The sequence below is a fragment of the Azospirillum formosense genome (genome assembly GCF_040500525.1).
In the GTDB taxonomy this organism is placed as follows: domain Bacteria; phylum Pseudomonadota; class Alphaproteobacteria; order Azospirillales; family Azospirillaceae; genus Azospirillum; species Azospirillum formosense_A.
This window is the reverse complement of the sequence record NZ_CP159402.1, coordinates 341,035-356,691: the sequence shown is the minus strand read 5'-3', so window position 1 is coordinate 356,691 and position 15,657 is coordinate 341,035. Positions and strand designations below refer to the sequence as shown.

At 70.5% G+C, this 15,657-nt stretch carries 16 protein-coding genes; 1 reads left to right on the top strand and 15 read right to left on the bottom strand.

Annotated features, from left to right (window positions below):
* Positions 1-134: 134 nt before the first annotated feature.
* The 5 genes from infC to ABVN73_RS01655 form a co-directional block, all read right to left on the bottom strand.
* Positions 135-662: a translation initiation factor IF-3 gene (gene infC, locus ABVN73_RS01675; RefSeq protein WP_035675720.1), complete on the bottom strand. Its 528-nt coding sequence runs from the start codon at positions 660-662 to the stop codon at positions 135-137.
* 84 nt (positions 663-746) lie between these two features.
* On the bottom strand, positions 747-2,711 hold the full coding sequence (gene thrS / locus ABVN73_RS01670; protein WP_353858651.1) for a threonine--tRNA ligase: 1,965 nt from the start codon (positions 2,709-2,711) through the stop codon (positions 747-749).
* Between the two features lie 135 nt (positions 2,712-2,846).
* Positions 2,847-4,049, bottom strand: coding sequence for an EAL domain-containing protein (locus tag ABVN73_RS01665; protein ID WP_353858650.1), 1,203 nt, complete (start codon positions 4,047-4,049; stop codon positions 2,847-2,849).
* Positions 4,050-4,057: 8 nt separating this feature from the next.
* On the bottom strand, positions 4,058-5,131 hold the full coding sequence (locus ABVN73_RS01660; RefSeq protein WP_353858649.1) for a quinone-dependent dihydroorotate dehydrogenase: 1,074 nt from the start codon (positions 5,129-5,131) through the stop codon (positions 4,058-4,060).
* Complete coding sequence (locus ABVN73_RS01655; protein WP_353858648.1) at positions 5,128-5,490, bottom strand: DUF952 domain-containing protein; 363 nt, start codon at positions 5,488-5,490, stop codon at positions 5,128-5,130. Before ABVN73_RS01655 ends, ABVN73_RS01660 begins: the two co-directional genes overlap by 4 nt.
* A gap of 306 nt (positions 5,491-5,796) precedes the next feature.
* Between ABVN73_RS01655 and ABVN73_RS01650 the strand changes: the two genes are divergently transcribed.
* Complete coding sequence (locus tag ABVN73_RS01650; protein WP_353858647.1) at positions 5,797-6,045, top strand: hypothetical protein; 249 nt, start codon at positions 5,797-5,799, stop codon at positions 6,043-6,045.
* A gap of 98 nt (positions 6,046-6,143) precedes the next feature.
* Here ABVN73_RS01650 and ABVN73_RS01645 read toward each other — a convergent pair whose 3' ends face one another.
* The 10 genes from ABVN73_RS01645 to ABVN73_RS01600 all read right to left on the bottom strand — a co-directional run bounded on the left by ABVN73_RS01645 (position 6,144) and on the right by ABVN73_RS01600 (position 15,544).
* Positions 6,144-6,626 carry a cell wall hydrolase gene (locus ABVN73_RS01645; protein ID WP_353858646.1) on the bottom strand — a complete coding sequence of 161 codons (483 nt, stop codon included), beginning with the start codon at positions 6,624-6,626 and terminating at the stop codon, positions 6,144-6,146.
* A complete protein-coding gene (locus ABVN73_RS01640) occupies positions 6,623-6,946 on the bottom strand; it encodes a hypothetical protein (RefSeq protein WP_353858645.1) in 324 nt (107 codons plus the stop codon). Before ABVN73_RS01640 ends, ABVN73_RS01645 begins: the two co-directional genes overlap by 4 nt.
* Positions 6,947-7,037: 91 nt before the next feature.
* Complete coding sequence (gene terL, locus ABVN73_RS01635) at positions 7,038-8,597, bottom strand: phage terminase large subunit (protein WP_353858644.1); 1,560 nt, start codon at positions 8,595-8,597, stop codon at positions 7,038-7,040.
* Positions 8,597-10,627, bottom strand: coding sequence for a glycosyl hydrolase family 28-related protein (locus ABVN73_RS01630; RefSeq protein WP_353858643.1), 2,031 nt, complete (start codon positions 10,625-10,627; stop codon positions 8,597-8,599). Before ABVN73_RS01630 ends, terL begins: the two co-directional genes overlap by 1 nt.
* 39 nt (positions 10,628-10,666) lie before the next feature.
* The gene (locus ABVN73_RS01625; RefSeq protein ID WP_353858642.1) at positions 10,667-11,332 is read right to left on the bottom strand and encodes a hypothetical protein; all 666 of its coding nucleotides are present in this window, start codon (positions 11,330-11,332) and stop codon (positions 10,667-10,669) included.
* Positions 11,332-13,227: a hypothetical protein gene (locus tag ABVN73_RS01620; RefSeq protein WP_353858641.1), complete on the bottom strand. Its 1,896-nt coding sequence runs from the start codon at positions 13,225-13,227 to the stop codon at positions 11,332-11,334. Before ABVN73_RS01620 ends, ABVN73_RS01625 begins: the two co-directional genes overlap by 1 nt.
* Positions 13,227-13,796, bottom strand: coding sequence for a hypothetical protein (locus ABVN73_RS01615; RefSeq protein ID WP_353858640.1), 570 nt, complete (start codon positions 13,794-13,796; stop codon positions 13,227-13,229). Before ABVN73_RS01615 ends, ABVN73_RS01620 begins: the two co-directional genes overlap by 1 nt.
* 70 nt (positions 13,797-13,866) lie before the next feature.
* Complete coding sequence (locus ABVN73_RS01610) at positions 13,867-14,370, bottom strand: tail fiber protein (RefSeq protein WP_353858639.1); 504 nt, start codon at positions 14,368-14,370, stop codon at positions 13,867-13,869.
* 36 nt (positions 14,371-14,406) lie between these two features.
* Complete coding sequence (locus ABVN73_RS01605) at positions 14,407-14,676, bottom strand: hypothetical protein (RefSeq protein WP_353858638.1); 270 nt, start codon at positions 14,674-14,676, stop codon at positions 14,407-14,409.
* 49 nt (positions 14,677-14,725) lie between these two features.
* Entirely contained in the window at positions 14,726-15,544 is an 819-nt protein-coding gene (locus ABVN73_RS01600; RefSeq protein ID WP_353858637.1) for a phage capsid protein, read from the bottom strand.
* Positions 15,545-15,657 lie beyond the last annotated feature (113 nt).

Sequence of the window (15,657 nt, the reverse complement as noted above, 5' to 3'; positions counted from 1 at the left end):
CCGGCTGCAACGCCGCCGCGCCGCCGGAACGGCCGGCAACAAAAAAGCCCGCCGGAACCGGCGGGCCTTTTTGGGGACGCGTGTGCTCTGCGGACGGCAACCGGGCCGTCGCGCCGAAGGGTCACCTCGGCGCCCTATCTCGGCGCCAGGACCATGACCATCTGGCGGCCTTCGAGCTTCGGCATCTGCTCGACCTTCGCCAGTTCGTCCAACTCGTCGCGCACGCGGACCAGCACGTTCATGCCAAGATCCTGGTGCGCCATCTCACGCCCGCGGAAGCGCATGGTCACCTTGACCTTGTCGCCTTCCTCAAGGAAACGGCGGGCCGAGCGCATCTTCACGTCGTAGTCGTTGTCATCGATGTTGGGTCGGAGCTTGATCTCCTTCACCTCGATGATCTTCTGCTTCTTGCGCGCCTCGGCGGCCTTCTTCTGCGCCTCGTACTTGTACTTGCCATAGTCGAGGATCTTGCAGACAGGAGGCTCCGCCTGGGGGGCGATCTCGACAAGGTCGAGACCCGCATCCTCAGCGGCCAGCAGCGCATCGCGCAGCGAAACGACGCCCACCATCTCGCCATCGGCGCCGACGAGACGGATGGAGCGAGCCGTGATCTCCCGGTTCACCCGCGGTCCATCGCGGGTCGGAGCGGCTTCTGACGGTATCCTGGCTATGGACGCTTCTCCATGACTGGAAACCCACCGGGGCGCGACCTCCCGGAGGAAGGCCCGCCCGAACGGTGCGGTCGGTTAGAACGGCGAATCGAAGGCGGCGGCACCCGCGGGGGACCTCGCCTCCTCAACCAGTTTATTGAGCGCGGCGTCGAGGGCAAGAACTTCCTGATCCTTACCACCGAGGGTACGGAGAGCGACCGTCCGCTCCTCCGCCTCGCGCTTGCCCACAACCACCAGGACGGGAACCTTCTGAAGGCTGTGTTCGCGGACCTTCAGGTTGATCTTCTCGTTCCGGGTGTCGAGTTCGGCGCGGATGCCACGGCGCTTGAGCAGGCTGAGGACCTCCTGCCCGTAACCGTCGGCCTCGTTGGTGATGGTGCAGACCACCGCCTGCACCGGGGCGAGCCACATCGGGAACTTGCCGGCGTAATGCTCGATCAGCATGCCGATGAAGCGCTCCAGCGAGCCCAGGATGGCCCGGTGCAGCATGACCGGACGGTGGCGGGCGCCGTCCTCGCCGATGTAGGAGGCGTCCAGCCGCTCGGGAAGGTTCGGATCGTACTGGAGCGTGCCGCACTGCCAGGTGCGCCCGATGGCGTCGGTCAGGTGGAACTCCACCTTCGGGCCGTAGAAGGCGCCCTCGCCCGGCAGGTCCTCATACTCCAGCCCGGCGGCGTCGAGCGCCTGGCGCAGCGCGCCCTCCGCGCGGTCCCACAGGTCGTCGGAACCGGTGCGCACGTCGGGGCGCAGCGCCAGCTTCACGGCGATCTTGTCGAAGCCCAGATCGCGGTAGACGCCGAGCTGCAGCTTGAAATACTCCGCCGCCTCGCTCGCCACCTGATCTTCCGTGCAGAAGATGTGGGCGTCGTCCTGGGTGAAGGCGCGCACGCGCAGGATGCCGTGCAGCGCGCCCGACGGCTCGTTGCGGTGACAGGACCCGAACTCCGCCATGCGGATCGGCAGATCACGGTAGGAGCGCAGACCGTGCTTGAAGATCTGCACGTGGCCCGGGCAGTTCATCGGCTTGATGCCGAGCATCTTCTCGCCGTCGTCGGCCGAGACCTTGAACATGTTGTCGCCATACATGTCCCAGTGGCCCGACGCCTTGAACAGCGAGCTGTCGATGAGCTGCGGCGTCTTGACCTCGACGTAGTCCGCCTGGCTCAGCTTGGTGCGGATGTAGGTCTCCAGCGTGCGGAACAGCGTCCAGCCCTTCGGATGCCAGAAGACCGAGCCGACGGCCTCCTCCTGCACGTGGAACAGGTCCAGCTCCTTGCCCAGCCGGCGGTGGTCGCGCTTCTCCGCCTCCTCGAGCTGGTGCAGGTAGGCCTTCAGCTCCTTCTCGTCGCGCCAGGCGGTGCCGTAGATGCGCTGGAGCATCGGGTTGCGGCTGTCGCCGCGCCAGTAGGCGCCGGCCACCTTCATCAGCTTGAAGCCGTTGCCGACCTTGCCGGTGGTCGGGGCGTGCGGGCCGCGGCACAGGTCCAGCCAGTCGTCCTGGCGGTAGATGCTGATGTCCTGGTCCGCCGGGATCGCTTCGATCAGCTCGGCCTTGTAATGCTCGCCGAGCTTCTTGAAGTAGGCGACCGCATCGTCGCGGGTCCAGACCTCGCGCACGATGGGAACGTCCTTGGCGACGATCTCGCGCATCTTCGCCTCGATCTTCTGCAGATCGTCGGGCGTGAAGGGCTCCTCGCGCGCGAAGTCGTAATAGAAGCCGTTGGCGATCGCCGGACCGATGGTCACCTGCGTGCCCGGATAGAGCTTCTGCACGGCGTCGGCGAGGACGTGGGCGGCGTCGTGACGGATGACCTCCAGCGCGTCGGGATGACTGCGCGTGACGATCTCGATCTTGGCGTTGGTGGTGACGGTGGTGGTGAGGTCCTTCACCTCGCCGTCGAGCTTGACGGCAAGCGCATCCTTGGCAAGGCGCGGCCCGATGGACTGGGCAATCTCAAGCCCCGTCACCGGCCGGTCGAACTCCCGCACGCTGCCGTCGGGCAGCGTGATGGCGATGTTGGACGTCACCGAAGTCACCATTTGACTGTTTGCATCGCACCCGGCGGATGCCGGGAGGCGAAATCTCTAATGCGGGCGGGCTTTCTGTCAAGGGCGCCGGGGGCATTTCCGGCCTGAATTCGCCACCCGAACGGCGAATTTCCTTGCAAAATTATTTCACGGCGGTTTGCGCGCCGGGCGCGGCTCGCCGAACAGGTAGCCCTGGCCGAAATCGATGCCGCGGCTCAGGATCGCGTCGAGCTGCGCCTCCGTCTCGATCCTCTCGGCGATGAGGTCGATTCCCGTGCCGTCCAGGCGGCGGCGCAACTCCTCGATGCGCGGCGCCAGGACGGGGTCGAGCAGCAGACCGCAATCCAGCTTCACACAGCGGATCTCGTGGCGCAGCAGCGTGTCCACGTCGATGTCCAGGTCGGTCACCCGGTCCATGGAAAAGCGGAAGCCGATGCGGGCGAGCTGCGACAGGATGCCCATCGTGACCGCCCCGCCCGCCCGCAGGTCCTGCTGGCTCAACTCGAAGGCCAGCTTGGGCACCAGCGTCTGGTTGCGCTGCATCAGATCCAGGAACTGCCGCATGAAGGCCGCGTCGCTGAGCGTGGCGGCGGACATGTTGCAGAAGAAGCCGATGGCGTGCTGGCGCCGCTCCGTCTCGCGGATCAGCTGGATGCAGCGGACCAGCAGCAGGTTGTCGATGGTGGCCATGAGCCCCGCGCGCTCGGCGATCTCCAGATACCGGTCGGGCAGGATCAGCGCCCCGTCGGCGGCCCGCACGCGCGAGAACACCTCGAAGAAGCGGTGCTTGCGCTGGGGCAGGCTGACGATGGGCTGGAGGTGGATGTCGATCCGGTCGGCGGCCAGCGCCTCGCGCACCGCTTCCAGAACCGCGGCCTCGTCCATCGGCGGCGCCTGGGATGCCGGCACGCCGTCGCGCGGCGCCGGCCGGGCCAGGCGGGATGCCGGCGGCGGCTCGCGCCCTGCCGACGGCCGGGAGTCGCCGAGCCGGGCGACCAGCGCGTGCAGGAGCCTGACCTCCTGGAGGACGGCCTCGTGGGCGGCGGCGGAGGGACCGGCGTCGCCGGTTTCCGCAACGGGCGCGATCCGCCGCTCCAGCCGTTCGGCCAGCGCGTCCACGCTCTTCTGGAGGCGGTCCAGGCGGTGCAGGGTGTCGCGCTGCCGGCGGGCCAGCCGGCGGTGCAGGTCCAGTGCGCCACCCGCCAGAAGCACCAGCCCGCCGCCGATCCAGCCCATCGCCGGGTCGGTGCCGGGCTGCAGTTCCGGCAGACCGAGCGCGACCGAGACCGCGACCGAGACCGCCGCCGCGGCGACGGCCAGCCCGTGCAGGAAGGCCGCCAGGGCCGCCATGCGCCCGCTCAGCGGTGATCCGCCCCCACCGCGTCGCTCAACGAGGCGAAGCCGTCGCGGCGCAGCAGGGCGGCGAGGTCGCGCCGGATCGCCAGCACCAGCGCCGGCCCGGCATAGACCAGCGCGGAATAGAGCTGCACCAGCGAGGCGCCGGCGCGGATCTTGGCGTAGGCGTCGGCGCCCGACGCGATGCCGCCCACCCCGACCAGCGGCAGCTTGCCGCCGGTCAGCCCGTACATCTCGCGCAGGACGGCGGTCGAGGGCGCGAACAGCGGCTTGCCGGACAGGCCGCCGGCCTCCGCGCGCAGCGGCTCGGGGATGTCCGCCGGCCGGGCGATGGTGGTGTTGGACACGATCAGCCCGTCGATGCCCGACTCGAGCGCGACCGCGGCGATGTCCGCCTTGTCCTCGTCGGTCAGGTCCGGGGCGATCTTCAGCAGGACGGGCGGCGCCTTGGCCAGCCGGCAGGCCGACCGGGCGTCCAGAACGCGGCCCAGCAGGGTGCGCAGCGGGTCGCGCCCCTGGAGCGCGCGCAGGCCCGGCGTGTTGGGGGAGGACACGTTGACGACCAGATAGTCGGCCAGAGCCGCCACCCGGGTCACGCCGAGGACGTAGTCGTCCGCCGCCTCCACCGTGTCCTTGTTCTTGCCGAGGTTGGCGCCGACGAGGCCCGGCGCCTTGCGCCCGCCGGACAGGCGTCGCTCCAGCCTTTGGGCGAAGGGCTCCAGCCCCTCGTTGTTGAAGCCCATGCGGTTGATGACGGCCCCCTGCTCCGGCGCGCGGAACAGGCGCGGCTTCGGGTTGCCGGGCTGCGGGCGGGGGGTGACGCTGCCCGCCTCGACGAAGCCGAAGCCCAGCCGGAGCATGGCGTCCACCACTTCGGCGTTCTTGTCGAAGCCGGCGGCGAGGCCGACCGGGTTGGCGAATTCCAGCCCCATCACCGTGGTCCGCAGGATGGGATCGTCCTTTTCCCGCACCGGCGGCATCAGCCCGCTCGACAGGGCCTTGATGGTCAGCCCGTGCGCCGTCTCCGGATCGAAGCTGCGCAGGACGGGGCCGACGATGGGAAAGAGGTCGATCACGGTGCGGTGTCCTTGAAGGCCGCCGGAAAGACGTGGCGGCCGTCCGGCCCCAGCGGCAGCGGGTCGGCGCGCAGCACCGCCGCGGGCGGCAGCGGGCCGTAGAGATGGGGGAAGAGCTGGCCGCCGCGCGACGGTTCCCAGCGGAGCGCGTCGCCCAGCGCGGCGCCGTCCACGGTCAGCAGGACGAGGCCATCCTGCCCGGCGCGGTGCTTGGCGGCACTTTCCTCGACCTGGGCGCCGGTGGAGAAGTGGATGAAGCCGTCCGCCGCATCCTGCGACGAGCCGTGGTAGGCCCCGGCGGCGAGCGCCCGCTCCCACTCCGCGGCGCGGCACATATGAAAAATGATCCGTTCAGTCATGGCACGGCGACCTTACCGCAAAGCCGCCCGCCAAAGCCAGCCGTGGCAAATTCGGGACGGCCGGCGGCGCGTTGATAACTTCAGAATCGGTCGTTGCGCTGTTTGCTTCGCAATTTGCAAACGCGGCCTCGGGAATCCCCCGGCATTTTGCAGAAGGAAAATTCGCCGTTTCGCCGCATCGCACCCCGCCGACCACACGGAAAAGCCGCAGAATCAAGGATTCTCCAGGGCGTCCGCCGCTCCGGCGGCAACTTATCGGAGTTGGCATCGGGTTTGCTGAGAGATGGGCAAGCAAGGAGATGCCCCATGAACGCGATTGCGATGAATGTTGTGAAGGAACGGCACCCGGTGGAACACGCGCTCGATTCGCACATCCATGGGGTGATCGTGTCCAGCGTGGACAACGCCCCCCTGGCCGCCGCCGTCGAGCCCAGCAGCACGCCCGTTCCGCTGAAGCCCTCGGCGGCGATGCTGGCCGCCGGGTCGCGCGCCGGCGGCGTCTCGGTCGAGACGGCCTGGAAGATCTATCTGGCGATGATCAAGGAAGCCGCCTGACCGGTCCGTTCCACAGTCTCCTTCCGCGGCGGCGGTCCGGACCCGGATGTCCGGCCCGCCGGGACGCGGCGGGGAAACGCCGGCGCGTCACCGGGGCGTCATTCGACGTCGTTGTAGAACTGGAAGCCGCCGATCTCGGCACAGACGCTGCGCCCTTGCGCCCATTGCGGGTTTCCGCCCGCCCGGTGCAGATGGGTCGCACCGCCGGTTGGGTCGTCGAGCAGGCCGGCCACGGCGCGGCGGGCGATCCGCTGGGCGGCGGCGAAGACCGGGTCCGACGCGCTCACCGACAGCAGCCCCAGCCGCCCCGGCGCGTCGGGGTCCCAGCAGGCGAATTGTCCCGGCAACCGGCAGACGCCGGCCACGTCGTTGCCCCACCACCAGCCGCCATGGTCGCGCGCACGGCCGACGCGGTTCATCACCACCGCCGCCACCGCCTCCATGGCCCGCACGGAGTCGCCGCGCGCCTCCCCCCACAGGGTGCGGGCGAGTGTGTCGACGGCCTGGCCGGAGGCGCCGGCGGGCGTTTCCGGCGGCGGGACGGCCGGGCCGGGTTCCGGCTTGAGGATACGCGCCCTCATCGGCGGCCTCCGTCGCCGTAGGGCGGGGCGAACGGCGCGCAGCCGTTCTCCAGCTTGGTCTCGATGCGCAGCAGATGGTCGGTCAGCCGCCGCTCCACATCCTTCAGCATCGCGACCGAGACGTAGGTCTTGGCGACCTCCAGCTTGTAGGCGGCCAGACTCTCGCGCACCTGCGCCTGGGCGGTCTCGGCGCGCGCCCGCACCGTCTCCAGCGCGGATTCGGCGTCGCGGCGCAGCCGGGCGATCAGCCAGAACAGCCCGCCCATCACCGGCAGTTCGACCGCCGTGATCCACCAGGACAGGTCGATGGACTCCTGCATCTCCGTTCTCCAAAGGAAAAAGGCAAAAAGAAAGGGCCGCCCTCCGGTCAGGGAAGGCGGCCCGTCGAGCCAGGGGACGCCGCGGGAACGGTCACACGTCCCACGCCTCCACCGGGGGCGCCGCCGCAGCGGCGCGCCAGTCCGGCTTGCGGCCCGGCGACGGCTGGCGGTCGAAGCGGAAGGGCTCGCAGGACAGCGCCCCGGACACCGCGTCCAGCCCGTCGTCGCGGCCCGCGTAGCGTCCGTCCGGCGACCATTCGCGCATCTCGCGGATGAAGGGCGTCTCCCACACCGTGGCGTGGGCGAGCAGCCGGCGGTCGGCCAGCAGGGCGTCGAACGCCTCGCGGATGCGCAGCGCCTTGGCGCGGCGGCTCGCCTCCTCGACCACGGCGGCGCCGACCTTCTCCGCGCGCAGCGCCTTGCGCAGCAGGCCGGGCAGGAAGCGCCCGATGCCGTTGATCTCCACATGCACCGCCGGCAGATGGTGCCGCTCCAGGAAGCGGGCGACCTGGAGGCATTGCTGCTCCGCCTCGGTGTCCGGATCGCCGGGGTCCACCGACAGGTAGAGCAGGCGGTGCAGGTAGAAACGCCCGTCCGACCCGCCGAACACGGCGGCGACGACGCTGGAATCGCCCGGCTTGCCGCCCTCCGCCGCCGGGCGCGCGAAGGCCGGGTCCCACCAGCAGGAGGCCGAGGCCATACGCAGGCCGTTCAGCGTCAGCACCGCCCGCCCCGCCGACTCCCGGTACTCCAGTTCGCCGTCGTAGCGGCCCAGCCGGTCGGGGTCGAGGAAGCCCTCTGCCTCGTTGACCGGCTGCAGCAGCATCTGGCTGGTGAACTTGTTGGGGCCTGTCGACTTGCGGATGCGGTTGACGTGGGCCTCGCCGAAGCGCTGGGGCCAGGCGTAGCGGCGCCGTCCGTCCGGGCCGTCGGTGTAGACCGGCAGGACCAGCCGGGCGAAGCCGTCCAGGAAGGGGCGCGTCTCCCCCGCCTCCGTCCGCGGCTCCTCCGCGTAGATGGAGTAGTAGCTGTGCGGCGTCCCGACATAGAGCTGCACCCCGCCCGGCACCAGCAGATAGTCGATCTCCGCCAGCTTTTCGCGCAGGTCGGCGCGCTTGCCCGGACTGCCGGAGGTGCGCGGCACCTCGACGTCGTCGCAGATCACCACGTCGGCGCGGCTGCCCGTGATGTTGCCGTCCACACCCGCCGCCATCATGGAGGGGTCGCGCAGCTCCAGCGCCCGCATGACGGTGAACTGGTCGGCGGCCCACTGGTCGCGCTCCTTCGCCGGCGGCTTCAGGCCGCGGGTGTCGGGGTGGCGCTCGATGATGCGCTTGACGTTGCGCACCATCTTCTTGGCCAGCTTGAGGTCCGCCGCCAGGACGAGCAGCCGCCGGTTGGGGTCCTGGTAGAGCATCCAGGCGGCGAACAGCCCGACGATGGACGACTTGCCCGCCCCGCGGAAGGCCATCAGCAGCAGGCGCGGCCCGACGCCAAGCGTTGCGACGCCAAGCGCTTCGACGCCGGCCGACTGCCGCTCCAGCCACGCCGCGATCTGCAGATGGTGGCGGGGGGTGGTCAGCTCCGATTGCCGGTTCCAGTCCTGGACGAAGGCGAAGAAGCCCTTCTTGCGCGTTTCCGCCGCCTCCATCACGCCACCCGTCCCAGAATGTGCCAGCCGGCGCCGTTGGACATGGCCGTGACCGCGCTGCCGGTGGCGCCCAGGGTCACCGGGGCGTTGTCCGGCCCGCCGCCGCCCAGCACGGTGACGGTGACCGGGTTGCCCGACACGTCGGCCTTCTTGACCGTCACCGTGCGCCCGACCGCGTGCAGCGCCCCCGGCGGCGGCAGCCGCACCGTGACCGCGCCGTTGAAGGCGCTGACCAGATACAGCGCCTGGGTCAGGTCCGGCTCGAACAGGCCCGGCTGGTCGTGGAAATGGGCGTTGCCCGGCCGGTTGTTGCCGGCCACCACCCACCAGCCCGCCCCGTTCGACACCACGGTCACGAAGTCGTAGCGGTTGCCCAGCGCCGCCGTCCGCCCGTCCGGCCCCGGCCCGCCCTCCTCGGTGAGGATCAGGCGGTGGGTGGAGGCGTCGGTCCGCTTCACCGTCACGGCATGGCCGTTGGCCGCCCCGGCCGCCGGCAACCGAAGCTCCACGTCGCCGCTGTAGGCGCTGGCCAGATAGACGGAGCTGGTGAGATCCAGCGCGATCACCCCGCCGGCCGGCGGCTCCACATATTCGGTGTCGTAGCGCAGGGCCTCGACGACCAGTTCGGAAACGCGGCTGCGCGCCAGCCGGTTCTTTTCCGGATAGCCGGCGTTCACCGCCGTGTAGCGACCGCCGGATTTGTCATAAATCGCCGGCCCGGCGGACATCGACAGCAGATTGACGATGGCCGTCTCGACCGACCCGGCGTCGAGCTGCACGTTGGGCACGCCGCCCAGGGATTCCGCGTAGAAGTTCAGGATCAGCGTCTTGTCGGTGTTGGCGCCGACGCGGAAGCAGGCCAGCGCCATGGTCGACAGGTTGGCCTCGCAGTCCTGGAAGCTGTTGTTGTACTTGCCCTGCTCCACGAAGAAGCCGCAGCCGGCGATGGGCGCCGACAGGGAATAGACGCGCACCATGGAGAAGCGGTTGGCGTTGGGCGTGTCGCCCTCCCCCGTCCGGGTCAGCCACACCCCGTGCAGCGACGGGCGGGCCACCAGCACGCGCGACACCATGTTCCAGTAGCAGGGCCAATTGGGGTCGGTGTAACCGTCGAACAGCAGCCCGACCCGCGGGTCCCAGATGGTCAGGTCGCTCAGTGTGTTGTGCACGCAGGGGCCGTCCCGCCCGAACAGCTTCACCGCGGCGTCGCCCCGCTCCAGCCGCAGGCCGCTCACCGTGGCGTAGCCGTCCGGCAGATGGATCAGGTCGAACCCCGCCGAGGCTCCGGCGATGACCGACCTCTGCCCCGCCCCGTGCAGGGTCTGGCCGTAGCCCACCGTCAGCGTGTCGGTGATCCGGTAGGTGCCCGGCGGCACATGGACGGCGTCCGCGCTGGTCAGCGCGGCCTGGATCGCCCGCGTGTCGTCCACGATTCCGTCGCCGACCGCGCCGAAATCCTTCACCGACAGGGCGTCGGCCAGCTTCTCCCGCACGGGACGGCGCACCGCGCCGGCGCCGGGAGCGACGAAGGTGGACAGCGCCTCCTCGTCCACCGGCTTGCGGGCGGTTGGGTTGCCCGCGGAGTCGAAGGCGAGGAGCTGGCCGGCCCGCACCGCCCGCTCCGGCAGCCGGTTGGAGGCCGGCAGATCGGTGTCGGTGTAGCGCAGCATCAGCTCCTGGTCGCCGGCCACCTGCTGGAGCGCCGCGGTGAGCTGGTCGAACTCGCGGTTCAGGCTGGCGGCCGGAAGCGGCCCGCTCTCCAGGAAGTCGCTGATCCGCTCGATGGGCAGGCGGCGGCGCAGCAGAACGGGCGTCCCCGCTTCCGGCGGTGTTGCGAAGGCCACCGTGCCGCCCGCCGTTTCCCCGGCGCCGCTCACCGCGTAGCCGGTGGTCTGCCGCGCCGCGCCCAGGAAGACCTGGAGGTCGCCATCCTCGAAAATCGGAAATGGAAAGACGAAGTCGGTCTGCACGCCGTCGGCAAGATACTGGACGCGCGGGTTGCCGCGCGGAACGTCGAATGCGCTGGGCATGGGGGCGCCCCTCCTGCTGCGTGGATGGACCGGGAGGTATCAATAAAAGCGGCTCATGAACTCCAGCCGCTGGCGCTCGGCGAGCTGCGCCTGTTCCAGCAGGTTGCGGCGGCGCACGCTGTCCACCTCCTGCTGGATGGCCTCGCGCTTCAGCCGGTCGGCGCCTTCGGCCTCCCCGCGCTCCGCGGCGCTGTCCTTGACGACGCCGAGCAGGATCGCCTCGCCGGACCCATCCGCCGCGCTGACCCCGTTGGAGCCGAGCGTCGCGCGGGTGCGCGCCACGGTGCGGCGCAGGGCGTCCACCCGCCGCCGCTCGTCGGACTGCGCGGCGGCGGAGATCTGGGCCAGCCGCGTGCGGGCGTCCCCCTCCTTGTCGGCCAGCGTGGCGGCCTGCCCGGCGCGGAGCTGCCCGGCGGCCAGATTCTGGCTCTGCGCCAACCAGTCCATCTCGCGGGCGCGCTGCCGTTCCGCCTCGGCGCGGGCCTGCTCCTCCTTCCGGCGCTGAAGCTCCTGGTCCTGGCGGCGCAGTTCGTCCTCGCGCTGCCATTGCAGGCGCTGCTGCTCCGCCTGCTGGGCGTAGCGGCGCTCGTCGGCGGCCTGCTGCCGGCGCGCGCTGTCCGAGGTGCCGGAAACGCGGTCCACCGTGTCGGCGACGGCGTTGGCCAGCGGCAGCGCCGTCGTGGCCAGGGTCGTGATTCCGCCCATCAGTCGTTCACCCTCAGTTCCATGGTTACGGACAAAAGCGTGAAGGGCAGCGGCGCGTCCTGCCGGATGCTCCACAGCGGCCGGTCGCTGTCGCGCCGCCAGCCCAGCGCCCGCAGCTTGCGGTCGCCGGAGACCAGCGCCGGAACGCCGCCCGCCGGCTGCGGCCCCGTCCGGTGCAGCGGCAGCTCCTGCAGCCCGCGCCCCAGATCGGCGTGGAGCGCCGCCGTCTCCTCCAGCCGGAAGCCGACGGAGACCAGCCGCACCGCGTCCGTCCCGCCCGCCTGCCCGATCAGACTGACCGGCAGCGGGTCGATGCGGTGGCTGTAGGGCAGCCCGGCCTCGACATGGCGTGCCGGCGGGTCGAGCACGATTTTGCCGGCGGCGACGGCGGCGGAGGCGCGCACCGTCCCGTCGGCGACCACCGCGACGGTCCGCCCCTCCAGATGGTCCAGCCCGCTCCACACCGCGGTCGGGGAGTCGTGGTCGCCGACCAGGGCGGCGTCGAGGTTCAGGGCGTCGTCGAAGCGCTCCACGCTCCACCGCCCGGCGCGGTCGACCAGCGCGTAGACCTCGTCCCCGACCACCGCGACGGAGCGCACCGCCCCGTCGGTCTCCAGCCGGGTCCAGGCGGTCACCTGTTCCAGCCGGTAGACGGTCAGGGCGCACAGCGCGCCGTCCTCCATCACCACGAACATCAGGCGGCGGCCCTGGTCATAATCCTGGTCGCACGGCTTCACCACCAGATGCCGGGCGAGCAGCGCCAGATCGTTGGCCTGATAGGCGGCCTCGGTGTCGGTGTAGAGGAATTCGCGGATCTCCCGCCCGTTGCGCGACACGAACAGGGTGGCCCCGTCCACGTCGCGCGGCGGCACGGAGCGGTCGACGGGCGAGCCGATGCGCGTCTGCCGGTGGACCTGGATGTTCTGCGGCGTCAGCGGGTCGCCCGACACCATGTATTCGGCACCGGAGGTGAAGACCTGGAGATGCCGCCCGGAGAAGACGGCGCGCACCGCGTTGACCTGATCGGACAGGATGCCGAACTCGATGGCCTCGTCGTCCTGCCCGGAGCCGAGGTCGAAGTTCCACAGGTCGGCGGAGCGCGACAGCCACAGCCGGTTGGGCAGGTCGCGCGACCCGCCGATGACCAGCCGGTCCTGATGGAAGGCCGCCGACACCGGCCAGCCGCGCAGCGGCGAGAAGGACTGCTCGTCCCAGGCCGTCGTCGCGGCGGTTCCGGCCAGCGTCTCCAGCGCCGTCGCGGTGACCTGCGTCGCCGACACCACCCCTTCGACGCGGAGCTGTTTGCCCTGAATGCGCAGGCGCGTGCCCTCCTGCTTCGGATCGAAGACCGGGGCGGAGGCGGTCACCGTCACCAGCCCGTCGGTGCCCGACGGGGTCAGCGTCACGGCGGGATCGGCGAAGCGGTAGAAGGGCATCGCCACCCGCTCCCCCTCCGCGACGTAGCTCCAGCCAGTCAGCGCCCAGGCGTCGGCGCCGCTCCGGGTCAGCTTGCGCGGCGGCACGTCCGGGTGGCAGACCAGCAGCGTGTCGGCGCTCTGCGTCCAGGTGATCTGGGGAAGCTGGGCGGCGGTCCAGGGAGCCGCGACGCTGGCGATGGGCGCGTCGTTGCCGTAGACGTCGATCCGGCCGTCGGAAAAGACCAGCAGATAGGTCTGCTCCGTGTTGAACTCGAAGGCGACCAGCCGCCCGTCGCCGCGGGCGGGATCGACGAAGGCGAGGCCGGAGCGGCGCGTCACCCCGCCGGTCGGGTGGATGAACAGGTTGCGCAGGGCCAGCGCCCCATTGTCGTAGGCGCGCAGGTCGCCGCGCCCGAGCAGCCGGCGGGAGATCTCCCCCGCCGTGAAATTGGTCTTCACCTGACGGATCCGCGCCATCAGCCCCTCGCGTCGATCAGGGTGAAATCCTCGAAGCCCGGCTGGCTGTCCTGCAGGGCGTCGATCTGGCGGGCGCGGCGGAACTCGCTCTCGGCCAGCCGCTGCAGCAGCTCCGCCCGGCTCGTGCTCTCGGTCAGCGGAATGCAGAATTCCGCGGCCAGCCGGGCGATCAGCGCCTGGTCGAAGAAGGCGGGGAAGTCCTCTTCCGCCGGGCGCCCGACATAGGTCAGCACCACCGCGTCGGACGCCGCGTGCAGCGCGCGCCCGGCGATGCGGTAGTCCAGCCCGCGGCCCCGCCCGCCCGCCCCGGCGCCGAGCGCGCGCAGGAAATCGGCGGGAAGCTGGAAGGCCGCGCCGTAATCGGCGACCGGGTCGTCGGCCAGCCGCGCCAGCCGGGCCTGCCGGGTGGCGAAGCTCCAGGCGTTGGCGGAAAGCAGCGCGTCGCGCGCCGGTTCGTAGAGGCCCGCCGCGACCTCCGCCTCGGCGGTGCCCTCGTCGAAGGCGGTGATCGCCGTCGCCCCGATCTTGAGGAGCGCGCGGCTGCACAGCCCGATGGCCGTCAATGCCATGGGTTCGATCCTTCGAAACAGAGGAAGGATGCCGGGGCGCTTGAACGCCCCGGCTTGGCGTGAGCCGTGATCAGGCCTTGATGACGTAATTCAGGATCAGGGTCGGCTGCATGGTGTTGTGCGGCTGGCCGCCGCCGACGCCCGAGGATTGCTGACGCTGGGGAATGGCGCCGTTGCCGCCCGCGAAGTTGTTTCCCATCTTGAACCACCACACCTCGTGGCTGTGGTTCGGCATCTCCTCGATGGTCAGGGTGTGGACCTGCTCGCCGCCCGCCGCACCGAGGGTCGTGCCGTCGATGCCGGCTCCGGCGGAGGTCACGCGGTTGGCCGCGGTGCCGCCCATGCCGTCCAGGCCGGCGGGCACGCGGCCGCGCAGGTCCGGGACACGAAAGGTGCCGGCGGCGTCGGAGGCGCCGCTGAACGCCCGGCCCAGGATCGCCGCAAGGGCGGGGTGGCTGGCCTCGTCGAGCAGGCTGCCGTCGCAGAACAGATAGCCGTCGGGGGCGCTGGCGCCGCCGAACGCGAAAACGGCGCCGGTGGGAACCAGCCAGGAACAACCGGACGAAACGGTCATGATGCTGCCTCCAGAATGTGGGTGGGAAGGGGGTCGTCAGTCGGTGTTGGACGCGCCGAAGGGCGACAGATTGGCGACGTCCACCACCCCCGCCGCGTTGGCGGCGACGACGAAGACGCCGGCAGCGGGCGTCCCGCCGGTGCCGGTGTTGGCCAGGATCATGTCGCCGCTGCGCAGCAGGTCGGACGCGCCGTTGAAATAGCCGCTGTTGTCCACCAGCGTGGCGGCGTCCGGCGTCGTGTAGTGCCACAGGGTGAAGCCGTTGGCGTAGGCGAGGACGCTCAGGTCCTTCGGAAGATAGGGCATGGGGAAAACTCCAGATCGGTCGTCGGCGGGGAGCGTCAGGTGTCCGGGGTCAGGCTTCCAGACAGCGCATGGTCACGACGCCCGCCGCGTCGATCAGGCCGGCGCCCTGCGACATCATGTTGTTGACGAAGTGCGCGGCCCTATCCCCGTGCCACGAGATGTCCGTCTTCACGTCGGCGCCGGAGGCGTGGCCGACGGCCGTCTTGTGGTACCAGTGGCACAGCCGCACCCCGCCCTCGGCCTTCAGGCCGGAATGGGGCATCCACAGCGTGCCCAGCCAGCGCTTGGCCTGCGTGCCGCGCCAGGGCAACTCGTCGGCGCCGACATATTCGGTGCTGGCGAACTCGTCGATGCCCAGAAGCTGGCTCCACTGCTTCCAGCCGACGACGGCGTAGCGCTGCCCGTCGTCCGGCACGTCGGACTCGCCCAGCTTCTCGAAGGCCGTCAGCACCTTCGCCTTGGTCATGCCGTCCCCGGCGCCGCCCGCGAAGTTGGTGGACCGGTTCAACTCGCCGAGGATGAGTTCGTCGGTCTTGCGGCCCAGCGCGTAGGCGCCGGCGCTGGCGATGATCTGCCGCTCGTCGATGTTGGTCTTCAGCTCGTCCAGCCGGTCGACCCAGTCGCCGGCGTAGAAGTCGTAGAGGGTGCATTCGACCGGCGTGTGGTCCAGGTTCATCACCGGGACGGCGCCGTGGCGCGCCTTGGTCGACGCGGTGCCCTTGCCGACCTTCTGGAAGACGGTGGAGGCGCCCTGGACGTTGTTCTTGGTGCGCACCGTGTTGCGCAGCTTGGAGCCCATGCGCTGGTAGGCGTCGTGCACTTCGCGTTCGAACTGCTTGACGAAAGCCTGAGCGACCGAGGTGGACATTGGATTGTATTCCTTTCGCGTTCTGCGGGGTCCCGTCCGGCGGGAAGCATTCCGCCACCCGGTTGTCAGGCGCGCCCGATCCCGGAACAGGATGAGGGGACGCGCGCCCGGCC

What these genes read in the sequence shown, in the direction of transcription:
- ABVN73_RS01630 (WP_353858643.1), bottom strand. Translation starts at nt 10,627, where the DNA reads ATGCCCAGCGCATTCGACGTTCCGCGCGGCAACCCGCGCGTCCAGTAT.
- ABVN73_RS01655 (WP_353858648.1), bottom strand. Translation starts at nt 5,490, where the DNA reads ATGACTGAACGGATCATTTTTCATATGTGCCGCGCCGCGGAGTGGGAG.
- ABVN73_RS01650 (WP_353858647.1), top strand. Translation starts at nt 5,797, where the DNA reads ATGAACGCGATTGCGATGAATGTTGTGAAGGAACGGCACCCGGTGGAA.
- ABVN73_RS01640 (WP_353858645.1), bottom strand. Translation starts at nt 6,946, where the DNA reads ATGCAGGAGTCCATCGACCTGTCCTGGTGGATCACGGCGGTCGAACTG.
- ABVN73_RS01615 (WP_353858640.1), bottom strand. Translation starts at nt 13,796, where the DNA reads ATGGCATTGACGGCCATCGGGCTGTGCAGCCGCGCGCTCCTCAAGATC.
- thrS (WP_353858651.1), bottom strand. Translation starts at nt 2,711, where the DNA reads ATGGTGACTTCGGTGACGTCCAACATCGCCATCACGCTGCCCGACGGC.
- ABVN73_RS01625 (WP_353858642.1), bottom strand. Translation starts at nt 11,332, where the DNA reads ATGGGCGGAATCACGACCCTGGCCACGACGGCGCTGCCGCTGGCCAAC.
- ABVN73_RS01620 (WP_353858641.1), bottom strand. Translation starts at nt 13,227, where the DNA reads ATGGCGCGGATCCGTCAGGTGAAGACCAATTTCACGGCGGGGGAGATC.
- ABVN73_RS01645 (WP_353858646.1), bottom strand. Translation starts at nt 6,626, where the DNA reads ATGAGGGCGCGTATCCTCAAGCCGGAACCCGGCCCGGCCGTCCCGCCG.
- ABVN73_RS01665 (WP_353858650.1), bottom strand. Translation starts at nt 4,049, where the DNA reads ATGGCGGCCCTGGCGGCCTTCCTGCACGGGCTGGCCGTCGCCGCGGCG.
- ABVN73_RS01600 (WP_353858637.1), bottom strand. Translation starts at nt 15,544, where the DNA reads ATGTCCACCTCGGTCGCTCAGGCTTTCGTCAAGCAGTTCGAACGCGAA.
- ABVN73_RS01605 (WP_353858638.1), bottom strand. Translation starts at nt 14,676, where the DNA reads ATGCCCTATCTTCCGAAGGACCTGAGCGTCCTCGCCTACGCCAACGGC.
- terL (WP_353858644.1), bottom strand. Translation starts at nt 8,597, where the DNA reads ATGGAGGCGGCGGAAACGCGCAAGAAGGGCTTCTTCGCCTTCGTCCAG.
- ABVN73_RS01610 (WP_353858639.1), bottom strand. Translation starts at nt 14,370, where the DNA reads ATGACCGTTTCGTCCGGTTGTTCCTGGCTGGTTCCCACCGGCGCCGTT.